We start from the raw sequence: 18,803 nt of genomic DNA on the forward strand, positions 1-18,803 counted from the left end.
GATGACATTACTCGCTTCGCTGCGCGACTGGCTTAAGGCGCAACAACTGGATGCGGTGCTCCTTTCCTCACGGCAGAACAAACAGCCGCATCTGGGGATCTCCACCGGATCAGGTTATGTGGTGATTAGCCGTGAAAGTGCGCACATTCTGGTGGACTCGCGCTATTACGCGGATGTAGAAGCCCGCACGCAAGGCTACCAGCTGCATTTGCTCGACGCGATGCACACGCTTGCCACCATCGTCAGGCAAATCATTGCCGATGAGCAGTTGCAAACGCTCGGTTTTGAAGGCCAGCAGGTGAGTTGGGAAACCGCGCACCGCTGGCAGTCTGAACTCAATGCGAAACTGGTAAGCGCCACGCCGGATGTGCTGCGGCAAATCAAAACGCCAGAGGAGGTGGAGAAAATCCGCCTCGCCTGTGGGATTGCCGATCGTGGCGCAGAGCATATTCGCCGCTTTATTCAGGCGGGGATGAGCGAATGCGAGATAGCCGCTGAACTGGAGTGGTTTATGCGCCAGCAGGGCGCAGAAAAAGCCTCTTTTGACACCATTGTCGCCAGCGGCTGGCGTGGGGCGCTGCCGCACGGTAAAGCCAGCGACAAGATTGTTGCAGCAGGCGAGTTTGTCACTCTCGATTTCGGTGCGCTGTATCAGGGGTACTGCTCTGATATGACGCGCACCTTGCTGGTGAATGGCGAAGGGGTGAGCGCCGAATCTCACCCGCTGTTTAACGTCTACCAGATTGTCCTGCAGGCACAGCTAGCGGCAATCTCCGCGATTCGCCCCGGCGTGCGCTGCCAACAGGTTGACGATGCCGCGCGCCGGGTGATTACAGAAGCCGGTTATGGCGACTATTTCGGTCATAACACCGGTCATGCTATCGGCATTGAAGTACACGAAGATCCGCGTTTTTCACCGCGGGACACCACGACGCTACAGCCAGGCATGCTACTGACCGTGGAGCCGGGGATTTATTTGCCAGGGCAAGGGGGCGTGCGCATCGAAGATGTCGTGCTGGTCACCCCGCAAGGCGCAGAAGTGCTCTACGCCATGCCGAAAACAGTGTTGCTCACGGGAGAGGCATAATGGATTTATCGCTATTAAAAGCATTGAGCGAGGCAGATGCGATCGCCTCCTCGGAACAGGAAGTGCGGCAGATCCTGCTGGATGAAGCGGATCGCCTGCAAAAAGAAGTGCGATTTGACGGCCTGGGATCGGTGCTGATCCGCCTCAATGAATCGACAGGTCCGAAGGTGATGATCTGTGCGCATATGGACGAAGTGGGATTTATGGTGCGCAGCATCTCCCGCGAAGGGGCGATTGATGTGCTGCCAGTTGGCAATGTGCGCATGACTGCCCGTCAGTTGCAGCCGGTGCGCATCACCACCCGTGAAGAGTGCAAAATTCCCGGCCTGCTTGATGGCGAGCGGCAGGGGAATGACGTTAGCGCCATGCGCGTGGATATTGGCGCGCGCTCGTATGACGAAGTGATGCAGGCGGGAATTCGTCCAGGCGATCGCGTCACGTTTGATACTACTTTTCAGGTTCTCCCTCACCAGCGGGTGATGGGGAAAGCCTTTGATGATCGCCTCGGTTGCTACCTGCTGGTGACTTTGCTGCGCGAGCTGCACGACGCTGAACTGCCTGCGGAAGTGTGGCTGGTGGCAAGTTCCAGCGAAGAAGTGGGCTTACGCGGCGGGCAAACCGCCACGCGTGCGGTGTCGCCGGATGTCGCCATTGTGCTTGATACCGCCTGCTGGGCGAAAAACTTTGATTATGGCGCAGCTAACCATCGCCAGATTGGTCACGGACCGATGCTGGTGTTAAGCGATAAGTCACTGATTGCGCCGCCAAAACTTACCGCCTGGATCGAAACTGTGGCGGCAGAAATTGGCGTGCTGTTACAGGCGGATATGTTCAGTAACGGCGGCACGGACGGTGGAGCGGTGCACTTAACCGGTACTGGCGTACCAACAGTGGTGATGGGGCCAGCAACCCGCCATGGACATTGCGCCGCATCGATTGCCGACTGCCGCGACATTTTGCAGATGCAGCGGCTTTTATCTGCCCTTATTCAACGTCTTACCCGTGAGACGGTTGTTCAATTGACGGATTTCAGATGATCTCCTGATTAACCCGGAGCGGTTATGTTAACGATTCAATTTCTCTGTCCTTTGCCAAACGGTCTGCATGCTCGTCCGGCGTGGGAACTTAAAGAGCAGTGCAGCCACTGGCAAAGCGAAATCACCTTCATCAACCATCGCCAGAACGCGAAGGCGGATGCCAAAAGTTCGCTGGCGCTGATTGGCACCGGCACATTATTTAATGACAGTTGCAGCCTGAACATTAGCGGCAGCGATGAAGAGCAGGCGCGGCGCGTGCTGGAAGAGTACATCCAGGTGCGCTTTATCGACAGCGACAGCGTCCAGCCGACGCAGGCAGAACTGACGGCGCACCCGCTGCCGCGTTCATTAAGCCGCCTGAACCCTGATTTACTGTACGGCAATGTGCTGGCAAGCGGCGTCGGCGTGGGTACGCTGACCCTGTTACAGAGCAACAGCCTCGACAGTTATCGGGCAATCCCGGCCAGTGCGCAAGACTCCACCTGGCTGGAACACAGCCTGGCAACGCTTGCCGAGCAACTGAACCAGCAGTTGCGCGAGCGTGACGGCGAAAGCAAAACCATCCTCAGCGCCCATTTGTCGCTGATTCAGGATGATGAATTTGCAGGGAATATCCGTCGCCTGATGGCAGAACAGCATCAGGGGCTGGGAGCGGCGATCATCAGCAATATGGAGCAGGTTTGCGCCAAACTTTCTGCCTCTGCCAGCGATTATCTGCGCGAGCGGGTCAGCGACATTCGTGATATCAGCGAACAGTTGCTGCATATTACCTGGCCGGAACTGAAGCCGCGTAATAATCTGGTGCTCGAAAAACCGACCATTCTGGTGGCTGAAGATTTAACCCCTAGCCAGTTTTTGAGCCTCAATTTAAAAAATCTTGCGGGTATGATTCTGGAGAAAACCGGGCGCACCTCGCATACTCTGATTCTGGCCCGCGCCTCGGCGATCCCGGTTTTGAGCGGCCTGCCGCTGGATGCGATTGCCCGTTATGCCGGACAACCGGCGGTGCTTGACGCCCAGTGCGGCGTGCTGGCGGTAAATCCTGATGACGCGGTGAGCGGTTATTATCAGGTTGCGCAGACGCTGGCGGATAAACGTCAGCAGCAACAGGCGCAGGCCGCCGCGCAGCTGGCCTATTCTCGTGATAACAAGCGTATTGATATTGCGGCGAATATTGGCACTGCTCTGGAAGCACCAGGCGCGTTTGCTAACGGCGCGGAAGGCGTCGGGCTGTTTCGTACCGAAATGCTCTATATGGATCGTGACAGCGCACCGGACGAACAGGAGCAATTTGAAGCCTACCAGCAGGTATTACTGGCGGCGGGCGACAAACCGATTATCTTCCGCACGATGGACATCGGCGGTGATAAAAACATTCCTTACCTCAACATTCCCCAGGAAGAGAACCCGTTCCTCGGCTATCGTGCGGTACGTATTTATCCGGAATTTGCTGGCCTGTTCCGCACTCAACTGCGGGCGATTTTGCGCGCCGCCAGTTTCGGCAACGCCCAGTTGATGATCCCGATGGTCCACAGCCTTGATCAGATCTTATGGGTGAAAGGCGAGATCCAAAAAGCGATCGTTGAGCTTAAGCGCGATGGCCTGCGTCATGCAGAGACGATTACGCTGGGTATCATGGTGGAAGTGCCGTCGGTGTGCTACATCATTGATCACTTCTGCGATGAGGTCGATTTCTTCAGTATCGGCTCCAACGATATGACCCAGTATCTGTATGCGGTTGATCGTAATAACCCGCGGGTATCGCCGCTGTATAACCCGATCTCGCCATCGTTTCTGCGCATGTTGCAGCAGATAGTTACCACTGCGCATCAGCGGGGCAAATGGGTAGGTATTTGCGGTGAACTGGGTGGTGAAAGCCGTTATCTGCCGCTTCTGCTTGGGCTGGGCCTGGATGAGCTAAGCATGAGTAGCCCACGCATTCCGGCGGTGAAAAGCCAGCTTCGTCAACTGGATAGCGAGGCGTGTCGGGAACTGGCGCGTCAGGCATGTGAATGCCGCAGCGCGCAGGAAATTGAAGCGTTACTCACCACGTTTACGCCGGAAGAAGACGTTCGCCCACTGCTGGCGCTGGAGAATATCTTCGTTGATCAGGACTTTAGCAATAAAGAGCAGGCGATTCAGTTCCTGTGCGGTAACCTCGGCGTTAACGGGCGTACTGAGCATCCGTTCGAGCTGGAAGAAGATGTCTGGCAGCGGGAAGAGATTGTTACTACTGGCGTTGGTTTTGGCGTGGCGATCCCGCACACCAAATCGCAGTGGATCCGCCATTCCAGTATCAGCATTGCCCGACTGGTGAAACCGGTTGACTGGCAGTCAGAAATGGGCGAAGTCGAACTGGTGATCATGCTGACGCTGGGCGCTAACGAAGGGATGAATCATGTGAAAGTCTTCTCGCAGCTGGCGCGTAAACTGGTGAATAAAAACTTCCGCCAGTCGCTTTTCGCCGCAAGTGATGCGCAAAGCATCCTGACGCTGCTGGAAACGGAAATAACCTTCTAAACTTAGCCCTGAAAACGGGCGCTGTACTCTCCCGGCGTCAGGCCAAACTGACGCCGGAAGACGCGACAAAAATAGTCGCTATCCGGAAAGCCGCAACGCTGCGCCACTTCATGAATCGACAGATGATATTTCTGCAAAATCATTCTCGCTTTTGCCATTCGTACCCAGCGAACATACTCGATAAAACGCATCGTCCCATGCTGCGCAAACAGTTTTGACAGATGATTGGGCGTGATATTAAAAAATTGCGCCACGCTCTCGCGAGTGAGCGTCTGAGCGTAGTTATCCTGAACCCAGTTACAAATGCTGTGGTAGAGAAAATCGCTGCGCGGTTGCGAATTACCCGGTGGCATGTTGACCACGTTGCGGCAAAGATGCAGCAAACTTAACACCAACGGTTGAATGATACTCTGCTCCAGTGGCGAACGGCTAAGATGGGTGAGGGCGGTAAGCATCGCTTCACCTTCGCCGCGTTGCAGGCTGGGAAGTTGGGTCTGGCGAACCGGATGCAACAACGACGTTGTGCGGCTATCGTAAAACGATAACCCCAGCCAGGTCGGCGCAAACACCAGGCTTAACAGCATTACCGGTTTGTGGTTGACCGGTAAATTAGCCGCGCGCGCCGGAATAAACAGCATTTCTCCTTCCAGCATACGCTGCTGCTTTGCTTCCAGCAGATTGCCATATTCGCCGCGTAGCACAATATCCAGTCGGGGAAAATCAATACACAAACTGCCTACCGGCAGCGAGGCGGGCTGGCAGGCAAACCAGACGCGCCCAAGCAGTTGCGGGTTAAGCACCAGGCCGCTGAACAGATCGGCGAAAAATTGTTGATCGGCGGGCAAGCCTGCTGCTTTCATGAAAGTTCCCGATTACAGATGCATTAACTGGCGGAATTCTTTAACTTTGCTGCGGCTGACTGGCACTTCAAAATCCAGATCTTTCAGCCGCAGAATATAGGTATTATTAAACCACGGTTCTATCTCGCGGATTTTGTTCAGGTTGACGCAAAACGAGCGATGGCAGCGGAAAAAGTGCGACGACGGCAGTTTGCTGCAAAACTCGGTAATGTTCATCGGCATTACGTAGGATTCACGCCGCGTATAGACAAAGGTCATTTTCTCGTGCGCTTCGGCGTAATAGATATCGTTAATTGGCGTGACGATTATTCGCTCATCTTTCACCAGATTAATGGTGTCATTCTCACGCGTTACCGTCGCGGCAGGCGTACTGCTGGTCTGCTGTTGTTGCCAGGCTGCTTCCAGTTTTTGCAGCATCCCGGTAATGCGTGACTCCTGATACGGTTTGAGAATGTAGTCAAACGCCTCCAGTTCAAACGCTTCTACTGCATGTTCTTTCCACGCGGTGATGAACACAATAAACGGCTTATGGGCGAACTGGCTGATGTTTTGTGCCAGCAGCACGCCATCCAGCGACGGAATATTGATATCCAGAAAAATGGCGTCGACGCGGTTATGCTGCAAAAACTTCAACACGTCCAGACCGTCGTCAAAGGTGCCGACAATCTCCATCTGGCTGTGCTCTTTAATAAGCCAGCTAAGTTCCTGTTGTGCCAGGAATTCGTCTTCAACAATGATGACTTTCACAATATCACTCCGGCTCAAAGCAATAACGTAGCCTGTGAGGCGACAGGGGTGCGTTGGTTAGGAATGTAAAACGCAATTTCCGTTCCTGGTTCCAGGCGGCGGATATGCAGCCCCTCGCCATATAACAACTTCACGCGATGATGCACATTCAGCAGGCCGATTTTATTGCCCGGCATTTCATTCGCTTCGACCCGCTCAATCACCTTTGGATCGATGCCATGCCCGGTATCTCTTACCGCAATACGGACCCGATTACCGCACTCCGCAACGCTGATGGTGACAACACCTTTTCCCTTGCAAGGCTGAATACCGTGGACAATGGCGTTCTCCACCAACGGCTGGATAAGCAGGCTGGGAATGCAGCAATTCACCTCTTCATCAATATCATAGATAACCGTCAGCTTGTCGCCAAAGCGGGCCTGCTCAATGGCGATATAGTCTTTAATTTGGTACAGCTCTTTTTTGATATCAATTTGCTCATCGTCTTTTAATTCAATGTTATAGCGCAGATAGCGCGACAAATTAAAGATTAGCTGGCGAGCAGTGTCTGGATTCAGACGAATCGACGATGAAATCGCGTTCAGAGCGTTAAACAGAAAATGGGGATTAATTTTGCTTTGCAGGGCGCGAAGCTCTGCCTTATTTGCCATTTCCCGTAGCTGCTCGGCGCGAGAAACTTCCAGTTGGGTAGAGATGATTTGCGACAGACCGACCGCCATCTCCTGTAATGATGACGTAATCTGGTGCGCGTGGCAGTAGTAAATTTTCAGCGTTCCGGTCACAACGCCTTTCTCCCACAATGGGATCACCAGCATGGAATGAATCTCTGGTGTACGGTGGGCTTCATCATTGTTTTTAATAATGATTTTCCCATAATTCATCGCCTGGCGGGTAGTCGGGCTAATGAAGTCATCGCCATTCTGATAGTTGTGTTCGCCCACGCCGACATACGCCAGCACATGATCGGTATTGGTGATTGCCACCGCGTCAGCGTGAATGTCATCGCGGATAATTTCGCAGACCTTGCGTAATGACTCGCTATTGACATGGCGAAACAGAGGCAGCGTTTTGTTGGCGATATCCAGCGCCAGCTTGGCCTGCCGCGCGGCGCTGGCCTCTTTTTCGCCCTCAACGCTTTGTACCAGCAGCACAATAAAGCCGATACAGACACTGCCGAGGATCATCGGGATACCGATTTTGGAGACGATATCCAGCCCCAGCTCAGTGGTCGGCGCCCAGACAATCACCAGAATCATGGTCAACGTTTCACAGAGCATGCCGCCGAGAATACCGACGCGCCAACGCTGCGCTTTGGGGATTTTCAGGTTGATCCAACCAGAGATGCATCCCGCCAGAATACTGGTGATAAAGCAGGGGATAGCCGTCACGCCGCCGATATCAATTAAATAACGATGAATACCCGCGATTACCCCGGTAATGATGCCCACCCATGGGCCAAACAGAATCCCGCCCGACATCACCGCAATAATACGCACGTTAACCAGCGAACCTTCCACCGGTACGCCGGACCAGGTGCTGAACAAGGCGAACATCGAGAAAATGGCGGTAACAGCGAGCAGCTCTTTCGCTGAGTGCGCCGACTTGTGCAACAGCTCGCGAAACAGGCGGATACGGATGAGGAAAAACAGGCAGATAAGCATTAGCGCTGCCCGATCGAAGACCGCCAGCAGCATGTTGAATATTTCGTGCACGGGTGACTCTGAATAAGGTTTAAACCTCTATGATAGGTAACCTGAAGGCTGATGACCAGTGCGCTACTTTTGAGGAAAAACCACAAATTTAAAAGGGGATTGAAAGCTAAATGGTGTACTGGCAATGCATCTCTTGTCAGCATCAAGCCAATTAGTAAATTTATTGAAATTATATTGTTAATGTAATGGGTGATAATTTTCTTGTTGGCGAATCTGACTTTCCTGTTTTTAAGGTTTTGTTCCTCTTTTTTCGCATTAATAAAAATTTTCCAATACGCTGGACAGACAGAAATTAATCAGGCTATTTTCAAAACAGCCACCATCGTGGCAGCGTCGCTCGGACGGTCCGGGCGCTAACGTTAATCTGAGGAAATTATGGCTGACACTCGCCCTGAACGTCGCTTTACGCGCATTGATCGTCTCCCGCCCTACGTTTTTAACATTACCGCTGAACTGAAGATGGCTGCGCGTCGGCGCGGCGAAGATATTATCGATTTCAGTATGGGCAACCCGGACGGCGCGACCCCGCCGCATATTGTCGAAAAATTATGTACTGTGGCGCAGCGACCGGACACACACGGTTACTCCACCTCGCGCGGTATTCCTCGGTTACGTCGCGCGATTTCCCGCTGGTATCAGGAACGTTACGACGTTGAAATCGACCCGGAATCAGAAGCCATCGTCACCATCGGTTCGAAAGAGGGGCTGGCGCACCTGATGCTGGCGACGCTGGATCACGGTGACACCGTGCTGGTGCCGAATCCAAGCTACCCCATTCATATTTACGGCGCGGTGATTGCTGGTGCTCAGGTACGTTCAGTGCCGCTAGTGGAAGGTGTTGATTTCTTCAATGAACTGGAACGCGCTATTCGTGAAAGTTATCCGAAACCGAAGATGATGATCCTTGGCTTCCCGTCAAACCCAACCGCGCAATGTGTGGAACTGGAGTTTTTCGAAAAAGTAGTGGCGCTGGCGAAACGCTACGATGTGTTGGTGGTCCATGACCTGGCCTATGCGGATATCGTCTACGATGGCTGGAAAGCGCCGTCAATCATGCAGGTGCCGGGCGCACGTGACGTAGCGGTCGAGTTCTTTACGCTGTCGAAAAGCTACAATATGGCGGGCTGGCGTATTGGCTTTATGGTCGGCAATAAAACACTGGTCAGCGCGTTGGCACGTATTAAAAGCTATCACGATTACGGTACCTTTACACCGTTGCAGGTGGCGGCGATTGCGGCGCTGGAGGGCGATCAACAGTGCGTGCGCGACATTGCCGAACAGTACAAACGCCGCCGCGATGTGCTGGTAAAAGGGCTGCATGAAGCGGGCTGGATGGTTGAAATGCCGAAAGCCTCGATGTATGTCTGGGCGAAAATCCCGGAACCGTATGCGGCAATGGGCTCGCTGGAATTTGCCAAGAAGCTGCTTAACGAAGCGAAGGTTTGTGTCTCACCCGGCATCGGCTTTGGCGACTACGGCGACACGCATGTCCGCTTTGCGCTGATTGAAAACCGCGACCGTATTCGTCAGGCGATTCGTGGGATTAAAGCGATGTTCCGCGCTGACGGCTTACTGCCCGTCAGCAGCAAACATATTCACGAAAACGCGGAATAAACACCATCGCCAGAAATGCAAACAGGAGCCTGATGGCTCCTGTTTTTCGTTTCGCAGTTAACTTTTAGATCATCAGGGCAAAAGTACCGGCCCAAACGATGACCATAAAAGAAATGCCCATAAAGAAATATTTCACTTTACATCTCTCCGCGTAATTACTGTTACGCCTGAATGACTTCATTACACCTGTTACAGTGAGCTGACACCCGCGGGCATCACCTCAGAATTCTGAGCATATTGGCTCGAGACGGCGCTAATGTACGCCTAAAACTAAATCGAAACAAGTGGCATTTTCTTATTTACTTTTAGTAACTTACGAGTGTCGCATATCGGCGACAGATTGATTTCTGGAAGTAATAATTCACGATTCAGCGAAGGGAAAAATCTTAAGAAAAAAGCCATAAAAACCATGATGTTATTATGGCTTATCTGAGGAGGGAAAAAGCCTGGGTTATTTGTTAAACGTATAACGAGGCTTCACCCACCGGACGCGTTTTGAAGCGGCGATGGATCCAGAGATACTGCTCTGGTGCGCGCATAATCTCTTTCTCAATAATTTTATTCATATAGGCGGCGGCCTGAATTTCATCAGCCGGATAGCCTTCCATTTCTGGCGTAATAAACAGACGGTAACCGCTATAATCGGTTTTTCGTACCATCGTCACAGTTAGCATAGCTGCGCCAGAGAGGCGAGAGAGAACGTAGGTGCCATTGGTTGTAGCAACATTTTCTACCGCAAAGAACGGCGCGAAGGAGCTACCTTTACGACCATAATCCTGGTCAGGTGCAAACCATACGGCTTCACCTTTTTTCAGCGCACTGACAATGCCGCGCAGATTATTTCTACCGATCATCGCTTTATTGGAACGCATGCGACCACGGGTCTGTACCCATTCCATCAGTTGATTATTATGCGGACGGTAAGTTGCCATCATCGGTTGGCAAAGCCCCATTACGCGGCCACCCAACTCCAGCGACATAAAGTGCACACCGACAACCATCACGCCGCGATTTTGCATTTGCGCGCGTTGCAGGTTATCCAGCCCTTCGACATCAAACCATTTACGCACGCGACGATCTGGCCAGAACCACGCCATTCCAGTTTCTACCAACGCCATTCCGAGCGAGCGAAAGTTGTCAGTAATCATCTTCTCGCGCTCTTCGGAGGAAAGCAGCGGGAAGCAAAGCTCAAGGTTTTTGCAGGCGATGGATTCGCGACGTTTCAAGAACGGTCTGGCCATTGTGCCGATACGCGTGCCAAGGAAGCACAGAACAGGGTAAGGAAGTTGTACCCAAAGCCAGAGTACGCCAAGACCAAACCACGTCAGCCAGTAGCGAGGATGCAGGAACTCGCGGGAAAATTTGCATTGTGGAAACATAGTTACCTTCTGTAGATACGAATTGTTGTATCGCAGAAGATTCCATGTCTACAGCGGTACACTCAATTGATTGGGCCATCATGTACGACAATGGTTCCTGTAAAGAGTGTAAAGACTAGTCAGGACATAACCACGAGGAGCATGAATACGGTATTTCTATTTTATCACCAGCTGATTATTTTCAGCTACTGATTATTTATCACTCAAGTGAATATTTTTCAGTGATTTATAGTTATGTTGATAATATATTGTTTTTATTGATATTTTGCTGAAATTGCCAGTGGTTAAGAATTGTCTTACTATTGGAGTAATTGAAGTAACACGTTTTTTAGCACGGCAGGAGGTTGAGCTATGATTTATTTATGGATGTTTCTCGCCCTGTGTATCGTCTGCGTTAGCGGATATATCGGTCAGGTATTAAATGTAGTTTCTGCTGTCTCTTCATTTTTCGGTATGGTCATCCTTGCCGCACTCATTTATTACTCCACGATGCGGTTAACCAGTAGCAATGAGTTGGTCACGGGAATATTTATGTTTCTTGCACCAGCCTGCGGATTGATGATTCGCTTTATGGTGGGGTATGGAAGGCGGTAGTGGAGCGAAAATTTTAATGGCAGGTGTTCAGAGCACCAACTGAAGAGATTGTTCACCTGTGACCATCCATTTCGTGAATATATAATGCCACTTTAGAGCAATCGGCTGGAAATGACCGTTATTGTTGAGTTGGTGGCCGTTTTTACGTCATTTCCGATAAAAGGTCTTTGCGTAAAATTGTGTACAAACACGAAAAAAGAGAGTGTGAGAAATTCTGGGGCATTTCAGTAACTTGCAATCAGAAAGGAATGACGTATGTCCAGCCCTTCGATTTTGATAAAACCCTTAGGTGCTTCAGTCCGGAGCTAACGGATGAGGACGGCATTTTAGATCATTTAATCAAATAGTTAACCTCAGCTGCATTGACTGAGGAATTTGGCTCTCGTCTGGTTCAGTAGTTGGAAGCCAGGTCTAAAAACGGTTCCAGTAAAAAGATTATTAAAGCCACAACGGGCAGTTTCGAATGGACTACGGACTACGTCACGCGACTCTAATCGCTCGGTTGATTCCCAATTAGTGAAAAAGGCGCTAGACCACGTTCCCCTATAAGATCGAACGGATTATCATTCTCTTGTTGTGCCTGGGGTACGCTGCAGGATCTCTGTAGTGAGATTGAAGATTTATATGCTTTCAGCGTGCCCGCTATGACCATTATCGCCATGACAAATAAGGCCATTTCTGAGTTAAACCAGTGGCAACAACGTCCACTGGAAAAGTTCTATCGTCTGTCTGGATGCCATTCAATATAAAATACAGGAAGATGACCGTTATCAGGACAAAGCAGTTAAGACGATACAAGAGCTGAATCTGGAAAGTAAAAAGAAGTTCTGAGTCTGTATCGGCTTAAAAAAGAATCGCTAGTTTCTGGTCATTTGTATTAAGTGACTAGCAAAATTAAAGCCCCAGCTTCGGGGCATAAATCATGCAATACTTTAGTGGCAGTGAATTTCGCTAATTAAGTTTGTTGGAACAATCATAACCCAGTTTGCTGGTTTGATTTGTATGGCTGAATTTGCGTTATCAATTTTTTCAGCGTGACATATTGAATAATAAAAATGATCATTTAAAAAAATGTTTTTCTTCGCCATTTCACTTTCTGATATTATGTCTGCATTCACAATATAAATACACAATAACACTCCGGAAATAAAATAAGATAAATAACTGATTGGTTTTGAGAAATTACATTGAGATAAACATGCTATGAACAATAAGATAGAGAGAAAGTTTGTTCCTACAAAATATCTATCGGGAAATGTGGTTTGATAGTTATTCAGGAGATCACTGAGGCCGATTCTACCAAAAACAGTCGTAACAAGACAGATAAAGAGTGCGATCGCTAAAGTAAGTAAATGTTTTTTTATTGTTACATCTTTAGTTTTGTAAATAATAGTTGTACAAAAGATAATATATACAAATGATAGAATTATCGATATTGAATCATTTAATTTTTCATACCACGGAAATACAAATGGATAAAGTAGCAGTCGAGCCGTTACCATTTCAATAATGTTATTAGGATTGTAGCCAGCGTCACCAAGTCCACCAGTGCCGTTGATTCGAGGAAGTATAAATAAAGCTAATATGACCATGGATATTGCTAAAGGTAGCATATCTTTAATTAAAATATATTTTTTTTCAATATTTAAAAACTTGAAGGAATAATAAACTCCTACAATTATAAATACTACTGGGTTTGTTGCGGCAGTTAACCAGATCATCATGTCAATAATAAGTTTAGCAATTTTTTTATTGACGTGCTCTCTCTGTATAATAAGAGAACTCGCTATAGCTGGCATGTAAAAACCAATTTGTAGCAAATGACCGATATTTTCAGATTGAGAATGACCTAAAGGCAATAAGAGAGCTATGAAATATGCTAAAATAGAAAATAATGGATTGGATATTTTAATGATTAAATGAAAAGCCATAACGGCCATTAGGCTATAGAAAAAATACGATACTATAGCTAGGGATTGCGGAAGAAGTAATAATGGACTCCCGCTTATAATACTGCTGATTGATGTTGATACAAACAAAAAGAAAATATTAAAGAATACAAAATAATCTTCTCTGGCATTGATGAAGGTTTCTAGCCAACCATGATTCAATGCATTAGCAACCCAGATGCCATCTTCCGCATAAAGCCAGGGGTTGATGATTGGAGTTGTATAACGCATAGCCAAAATTATCATGCCAAATATTATTAAAATAATATAACTGCTGATGTTTATATTTCTCATTTTCCTTTTCTCTGATTATAAAATCCAAAACACGCTTTAAATAAGACAATCAATACGGAAAAATTTCCTTTGATTCCATTTATTTTTGTAGGTATTTCACCTTTAGGATAACGACGAATGGTCGGAATTTCTAAGCAACGATAACCAAGTTGTGGGACTCGGTATGAAAGATATGCCAGTAGTTCATAAGATGAGAAAATATCTCGGAACGGTGCAACACGCTCGTCAAGCAGCATTTTACTACTATAACCCCTAAATCCTTGAGTAGTATCTGTCCATTTAAATCCTGAAAAGAAACTAAGCATAGGCGCATGGATAAAACGTATTGCAATATCTCGGGTGAGAGGAGTATTTTCTGCTAAACCACCATTAAGGAAACGAGACGCCTGGACGAAATGTACACCATTTTTTAGAGCTGTGATAAATTGTGGAATAGCTACAGGATCATCTTTGTCATTTCCATCAATAGTCACAATGCCTTCATAACCTCGCTCAAGAGCAAAAGCATAGGCACATCTTAGCTGTGCGCTTAGCTTACCCGGTGCTGTTTTCAGTATTAGACCACGAACGCCTTTTTCCTGTAGGATATTGGGATTCAGAGAACCATCGGTGCTACCACCATCAACAATAATTATATCCGCATAAGTTGATACATTTATGGCAGCCATTCTTGCTAATAGGTTATGTATACGATTGCCTTCGTTAATTACGGGGATAACGACGCAATAATTGTGTTTTTTACCAAGCCACATTTGGTTTTCGTAGGCTGGGACTTGCCATTTGGCGCGAAGTGTTTGAGATATGAATTCAGTCATAATGTTTACTTAACTTTAAGGGTAATAAGGGCGACACCACTCATCACCAACAGAATTCCAGTAATGGTAGACCAGTAAACTGGTTCGCGGAAAATAATGACAGAGAATAATGCGACACAGGCAATTGCACCAGAGGTCAGTATTGGGTGTGCTACATTCAAAGGTAAAAATGCCAGTGCAACAGCATATAACAAAAAGGCAATTCCATATAGAAATATCCCTAACCATAATGGCCAATTTGCAAGCGCGGCAAGAGGTTCAGCCAAACTTGGGAGCCTTCTGGGAGGGGTAATTGCTAATTTTATAAGAACACTGGCCGAGGCATTAGAAAATATGCCAAGAATTAAAATGAGCCACTTCATGCTATTCCCCCTTTCTACTGGCGATAATGAGAAATTGCGAAAACAAGAGCATCCTCAATAGAGGAAAGCGAATGTTTATTTTGGGGATCGAGCATTTCGATTGTTGCAATAGAGTTCGGTAATGCGTGAAAGAGAGCATTAGCAATATGTGTATGGTTCGCACCACTACAGCCTAAAGGAGCCAGATCTGGTTCACTGAGATGAATATGACCTATAATGTCAGCGTCTTGCTGAAGAATATCATTAATATTTTCTTTGTTAATTATGATGGCACCAGTATCCAGCTGCATTTTAATTGCTGGGTGATTTACTTGCCGAACAACAAAAGCAGTTTCAGCACTGTCAATCATAAAGTTTGCCCCGTAACAGACTGGGTTAGGTTCAAGGCAAAAATAAACGCCTTCTTGCCGCGCAATATCACCAAGATGATTAAAGAAATTTATTGCAGTTTCAAGAGTGATACTATCAGATAATCCCTTTCGGTCGCGGTTTTTAGGTGATCCAAACACTAATGCTGGAATTCCTAAACCAGCAGCAATACGACTGATAGCCTGTAAGTGAACCAACATTTTTTTTTGTACTTCGTTGGTTGAAAAAAGATTTAACCCTTGGGTTCCAAATAATAATGATTGCATACCAACTAATGAAATTCCATTGTCATGCCAGTAATTACGAACGGCAAATATTTCGCGTTCACTAGCATCTAACGGATTGGGGAAGTATTTCCCAGGGACAATATCTATTGCATCAATCTGTCTGGAATGTAGTAGGTGACAGATAGAATCATCATTGGTTATATTCCAGGCCAAACCTGAGAGTGAAAGTCTCATTTTAATTACTACCTATTTCAGATTGTGCATAAGCGCGTATTGCCATCAATGATTCACGACGGTTATACTGATAGTCATGATCGTTAGTAAATAGGTGGCTATGGCAACTTTTCATATCGTAATATCCAGGTTTATCCTGAATGTGATTGCAAAACTCGAAGCCAAAACTATGTTGTGCTATATCAGCGACGCTTATTGGTGCCGCAGTCAAATGTACCAGTGATAATTTATGTTGTAGCGCAATGTTAATGTCATACCACAAGTTGATCATCGGGTAAAATTGAAAAACACTACGACTTTCAATTTGTAAAATATTATTTTTATGCAAAAAATCATAGATAATGTTTTTTTTGAGACCTGGCCCAACGAGGCCAGGTAATCGTATAATTAGATTGTCAGGGAATTGTTTGCTAACAAATTGTTCTAAATAATATCTATGTGCACCATAAGCATGTAATCCTTCTGTTTCGATTGATGTAGTCTCATCAACATTAACTGGATCTTTAAAAACATCCACAGTACTAATCAAAATAAATTTTTGACAAGATATGGTTTTTAATTTTTCAATTAGGTCATTGATTTTTTTTATGTCGTCGGCAGGGGCTTTATTTGCAAGCCATTTTTGTGCAGGGGCAGCGGCACAAACTACAGTATCAAATGTTTTTCCAACAATTTCGTCGATGTTGGTTGAGCGATATAGTGCATCGAATCGACGTTGTCTTAATAAAGTTGTACCGACAAAACCGGTATATCCAATCAATGCGTCCATTCTTCCCCCATAGCCTGTGGTGTTAAACCATCACGACCAGTTTGTACATAATTAGACTCTAGTGGCAGAGAAGTGTGCATAACATTAAACCTATCGGTATTAACCATGACTTCACTTGTTCGTTCATAAACCACTGCATACTCTGCCTGTGAGTTGCTTTCATCTAGCAGGCGTCCCAAATACTCGCCAAAAAAAGCCATCATGACGAACTGAATTATAAATAATGAAGTTACAACTAATATAGACGTTGTCCAGCCTTCAACAACAAGCCCACTGAACAGATGGATCAACACGCTATAACAAGCAAATAGAAAACCTGCAAGACTTCCGCCGAAACCGAGAATAGACATCCAACGTAGCGGCTTCGTGGAGTTAAATATTACCAAGTGCATCAATCGATGTAATGATTTTACTACCCCGGCGCCCTCTGATTGTTTCAGAGGGTTGTAGATGAGGGCTTCGGCTGGATAGCCGGTTTTGTGAATACGAAGATAGAATTGGTGGTGAAATCGACCGATTCGAGTAACGGCATTTACAGCGCGACGGCTTAAACAACGTAACCCCGTTGAGTTAGAAGGAATCTCATAATCTATGGTGCGCAATGCAACATTCATGAGTCGACGAAGTATCCGATAACGTAGTGAACGAACGCTATTCGAGACACCAATTACGACATCGGCACCTTCACGACATTTGTTAACACTTTGAGGTACGACTTCTACCGGATCGGCCAGTGGATTCCATAAAACAACAAAATCACCAATAGCACTTTCTAATCCAGCCGCTAACGCAACATCATGAAATACGGGAGTGGATAGCTGGATTATTCGTACACAAGGAATATCCTTCAACACACGATCTTCTACCTGTGCACTTGTACTGTCTAACCCCGGTGCTATAACGACTAATTCGTAATCACTGTATAGCGTATCCAGAAGTGAGGCAAGTTTAGATAAAGGAGTATAGATATCATTCAAGTGGTCTGGAATGACAATAACTACTGATACAAAAGATTCACTTTTCATTTTTATCAACTCAACTCGATCACGCGTTCTATTTCATGTAGAGCATCATAAATATTGTCAATTTTCCCACCCATCACGCAGTGAAGCCCCTTCAATATATAATTCGGGCGAAATAAAATTGGGCGAGAATCATCGCTATCACTTCGTGGAAGGATTGTTTTTACTTCCCAGATAGAGCTTTGATATTGGCATTCACTCAAACAAGGGATATAACGCGTGGCATCTCTTATCATATGCCCCCAGGCTGAATGCCGTTCATTCAGTTCATACTTTCTATATGCATCCTCGTAAGGTTCATTTGGTCTGTCATTCCATTGGTAATGGGGTGTGTATCGAACATGGCTGAAGGAATGTAGTTGAGCTGGTGGGAATGGCATAACAGAAAAAAATGGACCACACATTAGTGTTAACCCCATTTTTTTTAGCTCATCTGGAACAGTTACAAGGCACATTTCCGTCATTTCATGACGAAGGGGAATTAATGTAAGCTCAGAACCATTCAAGAGATAATTAATTCTTGAATAAGTACAATTGAAAAGATGATCAACATAGCTAATATCTGGTTGTCCAGATATTGTTGTGATTACCTCTAACCCCTCACCAGATTTGCTAACTTTTTCAACAACCGCGTCCGTTACAATAGTAACTTTTGCCGCTGAAAGCCGTTGTAGCATTATATTACGCAGCTTATGGGAATCAAATGCATACTCACGGGTAGTAAACACCGCATCGATAAGTACAGGATTAATCAAACGTTTCACTGACGGAGGAGCATCTTCACATTCAGCACCTATACGTTGACAAAATCGGCTAAATTGTGCACCTGTTATTTTACTTAACGCACCTGCAACAAGGTAATATTTGGCAAAATCATCTTCAATGCAGTCGCGAAATTCAGTAACAAAACGGGGGAAAGAGATACGAGAGCGTAACGCTGTCAAGATGCTGCGTGGATAATGATAGCCATTGTGCACTCGAGCCTGATTAACATAGGATGCTCGGGACATGAGTTCTTGACTTTTCTCATAAACTGTAACTTTACAACCCTTCAATGCAAGTTGTTCTGCCAGATACAAACCAAAAAAACCGCCTCCTGCGATTGCAATATTTTTACTCCCCATAATCGAAACCTCCGAAAATACGTTAAAACTAGAAGTATTAATGTTGGTAAGTATTAATGTTTATAAGTATTAATGTTTATAAGTATTA

17 protein-coding genes are annotated in these 18,803 nt (G+C 46.8%); 5 read left to right on the plus strand and 12 right to left on the minus strand.

Annotated features, from left to right (window positions below; genetic code table 11):
* Position 1: 1 nt before the first annotated feature.
* From ypdF to ptsP, 3 genes are read left to right on the plus strand one after another with little or no spacing between them, the layout of a single operon-like run.
* Positions 2 to 1,087, plus strand: a complete 1,086-nt coding sequence (gene ypdF / locus FEK43_RS09880) for an aminopeptidase (RefSeq protein ID WP_130207344.1) — start codon at positions 2 to 4, stop codon at positions 1,085 to 1,087.
* Positions 1,087 to 2,124 carry an aminopeptidase gene (ypdE, locus tag FEK43_RS09885; RefSeq protein WP_135408093.1) on the plus strand — a complete coding sequence of 346 codons (1,038 nt, stop codon included), beginning with the start codon at positions 1,087 to 1,089 and terminating at the stop codon, positions 2,122 to 2,124. The genes ypdF and ypdE overlap by 1 nt, the downstream gene beginning before the upstream one ends.
* A gap of 24 nt (positions 2,125 to 2,148) precedes the next feature.
* Positions 2,149 to 4,644, plus strand: coding sequence for a phosphoenolpyruvate--protein phosphotransferase (gene ptsP / locus FEK43_RS09890; protein ID WP_130207340.1), 2,496 nt, complete (start codon positions 2,149 to 2,151; stop codon positions 4,642 to 4,644).
* 2 nt (positions 4,645 to 4,646) lie between these two features.
* Here ptsP and FEK43_RS09895 read toward each other — a convergent pair whose 3' ends face one another.
* The 3 genes from FEK43_RS09895 to ypdA are packed head-to-tail and all read right to left on the minus strand — an operon-like array spanning position 4,647 to position 7,963.
* Positions 4,647 to 5,504: an AraC family transcriptional regulator gene (locus FEK43_RS09895; RefSeq protein WP_130207338.1), complete on the minus strand. Its 858-nt coding sequence runs from the start codon at positions 5,502 to 5,504 to the stop codon at positions 4,647 to 4,649.
* Between the two features lie 12 nt (positions 5,505 to 5,516).
* Positions 5,517 to 6,251 (minus strand): two-component system response regulator YpdB, encoded by a 735-nt coding sequence (gene ypdB / locus FEK43_RS09900; protein WP_130207336.1) that lies wholly within the window; start codon positions 6,249 to 6,251, stop codon positions 5,517 to 5,519.
* Positions 6,252 to 6,265: 14 nt separating this feature from the next.
* Complete coding sequence (gene ypdA / locus FEK43_RS09905; protein ID WP_130207334.1) at positions 6,266 to 7,963, minus strand: two-component system sensor histidine kinase YpdA; 1,698 nt, start codon at positions 7,961 to 7,963, stop codon at positions 6,266 to 6,268.
* 375 nt (positions 7,964 to 8,338) lie between these two features.
* Here ypdA and alaC point away from each other — a divergent pair, with 375 nt between their 5' ends.
* Positions 8,339 to 9,577: an alanine transaminase gene (gene alaC / locus FEK43_RS09910; RefSeq protein WP_130207332.1), complete on the plus strand. Its 1,239-nt coding sequence runs from the start codon at positions 8,339 to 8,341 to the stop codon at positions 9,575 to 9,577.
* A 64-nt stretch (positions 9,578 to 9,641) separates the two neighbouring features.
* On the opposite strand, the gene ypdK is transcribed toward alaC, so the two are convergent.
* Together ypdK and lpxP are read right to left on the minus strand one after the other, a co-directional pair.
* Complete coding sequence (gene ypdK / locus FEK43_RS09915) at positions 9,642 to 9,713, minus strand: membrane protein YpdK (RefSeq protein ID WP_010723117.1); 72 nt, start codon at positions 9,711 to 9,713, stop codon at positions 9,642 to 9,644.
* 322 nt (positions 9,714 to 10,035) lie between these two features.
* On the minus strand, positions 10,036 to 10,956 hold the full coding sequence (gene lpxP, locus FEK43_RS09920; protein ID WP_130260687.1) for a kdo(2)-lipid IV(A) palmitoleoyltransferase: 921 nt from the start codon (positions 10,954 to 10,956) through the stop codon (positions 10,036 to 10,038).
* A 351-nt stretch (positions 10,957 to 11,307) separates the two neighbouring features.
* On the opposite strand from lpxP, the gene FEK43_RS09925 reads away from it, so the two are divergent.
* Complete coding sequence (locus FEK43_RS09925) at positions 11,308 to 11,550, plus strand: YfdY family protein (RefSeq protein WP_135408095.1); 243 nt, start codon at positions 11,308 to 11,310, stop codon at positions 11,548 to 11,550.
* Positions 11,551 to 12,482: 932 nt separating this feature from the next.
* Here the strand turns inward: FEK43_RS09925 and FEK43_RS09935 are convergent.
* The 7 genes from FEK43_RS09935 to FEK43_RS09965 are packed head-to-tail and all read right to left on the minus strand — an operon-like array spanning position 12,483 to position 18,715.
* Positions 12,483 to 13,793 carry a hypothetical protein gene (locus FEK43_RS09935; RefSeq protein ID WP_138158524.1) on the minus strand — a complete coding sequence of 437 codons (1,311 nt, stop codon included), beginning with the start codon at positions 13,791 to 13,793 and terminating at the stop codon, positions 12,483 to 12,485.
* Positions 13,790 to 14,608, minus strand: coding sequence for a glycosyltransferase family 2 protein (locus FEK43_RS09940; RefSeq protein ID WP_130207322.1), 819 nt, complete (start codon positions 14,606 to 14,608; stop codon positions 13,790 to 13,792). Before FEK43_RS09940 ends, FEK43_RS09935 begins: the two co-directional genes overlap by 4 nt.
* Before the next feature lie 5 nt (positions 14,609 to 14,613).
* Positions 14,614 to 14,970 carry an EamA family transporter gene (locus FEK43_RS09945; protein WP_130207320.1) on the minus strand — a complete coding sequence of 119 codons (357 nt, stop codon included), beginning with the start codon at positions 14,968 to 14,970 and terminating at the stop codon, positions 14,614 to 14,616.
* Between the two features lie 14 nt (positions 14,971 to 14,984).
* Positions 14,985 to 15,800: a TIM barrel protein gene (locus FEK43_RS09950; protein ID WP_130207318.1), complete on the minus strand. Its 816-nt coding sequence runs from the start codon at positions 15,798 to 15,800 to the stop codon at positions 14,985 to 14,987.
* Position 15,801: 1 nt separating this feature from the next.
* Entirely contained in the window at positions 15,802 to 16,569 is a 768-nt protein-coding gene (locus FEK43_RS09955; RefSeq protein ID WP_138158526.1) for an NAD-dependent epimerase/dehydratase family protein, read from the minus strand.
* A complete protein-coding gene (locus FEK43_RS09960; RefSeq protein ID WP_130207314.1) occupies positions 16,557 to 17,594 on the minus strand; it encodes a glycosyl transferase family 2 in 1,038 nt (345 codons plus the stop codon). Before FEK43_RS09960 ends, FEK43_RS09955 begins: the two co-directional genes overlap by 13 nt.
* Positions 17,595 to 17,599: 5 nt before the next feature.
* Entirely contained in the window at positions 17,600 to 18,715 is a 1,116-nt protein-coding gene (locus FEK43_RS09965) for an FAD-dependent oxidoreductase (RefSeq protein ID WP_135488980.1), read from the minus strand.
* Between the last annotated feature and the right edge of the window lie 88 nt (positions 18,716 to 18,803).

It is taken from the genome of Escherichia sp. E2562 (genome assembly GCF_005781075.1).
Lineage (GTDB): Bacteria > Pseudomonadota > Gammaproteobacteria > Enterobacterales > Enterobacteriaceae > Escherichia.

Excerpts from the sequence above, each read along its gene's own strand:
- ypdF (WP_130207344.1), top strand. The coding sequence starts at position 2 with ATGACATTACTCGCTTCGCTGCGCGACTGGCTTAAGGCGCAACAACTG.
- ypdE (WP_135408093.1), top strand. The coding sequence starts at position 1,087 with ATGGATTTATCGCTATTAAAAGCATTGAGCGAGGCAGATGCGATCGCC.
- ptsP (WP_130207340.1), top strand. The coding sequence starts at position 2,149 with ATGTTAACGATTCAATTTCTCTGTCCTTTGCCAAACGGTCTGCATGCT.
- FEK43_RS09895 (WP_130207338.1), bottom strand. The coding sequence starts at position 5,504 with ATGAAAGCAGCAGGCTTGCCCGCCGATCAACAATTTTTCGCCGATCTG.
- alaC (WP_130207332.1), top strand. The coding sequence starts at position 8,339 with ATGGCTGACACTCGCCCTGAACGTCGCTTTACGCGCATTGATCGTCTC.
- lpxP (WP_130260687.1), bottom strand. The coding sequence starts at position 10,956 with ATGTTTCCACAATGCAAATTTTCCCGCGAGTTCCTGCATCCTCGCTAC.
- FEK43_RS09925 (WP_135408095.1), top strand. The coding sequence starts at position 11,308 with ATGATTTATTTATGGATGTTTCTCGCCCTGTGTATCGTCTGCGTTAGC.
- FEK43_RS09935 (WP_138158524.1), bottom strand. The coding sequence starts at position 13,793 with ATGAGAAATATAAACATCAGCAGTTATATTATTTTAATAATATTTGGC.
- FEK43_RS09940 (WP_130207322.1), bottom strand. The coding sequence starts at position 14,608 with ATGACTGAATTCATATCTCAAACACTTCGCGCCAAATGGCAAGTCCCA.
- FEK43_RS09945 (WP_130207320.1), bottom strand. The coding sequence starts at position 14,970 with ATGAAGTGGCTCATTTTAATTCTTGGCATATTTTCTAATGCCTCGGCC.
- FEK43_RS09950 (WP_130207318.1), bottom strand. The coding sequence starts at position 15,800 with ATGAGACTTTCACTCTCAGGTTTGGCCTGGAATATAACCAATGATGAT.
- FEK43_RS09955 (WP_138158526.1), bottom strand. The coding sequence starts at position 16,569 with ATGGACGCATTGATTGGATATACCGGTTTTGTCGGTACAACTTTATTA.
- FEK43_RS09960 (WP_130207314.1), bottom strand. The coding sequence starts at position 17,594 with ATGAAAAGTGAATCTTTTGTATCAGTAGTTATTGTCATTCCAGACCAC.
- FEK43_RS09965 (WP_135488980.1), bottom strand. The coding sequence starts at position 18,715 with ATGGGGAGTAAAAATATTGCAATCGCAGGAGGCGGTTTTTTTGGTTTG.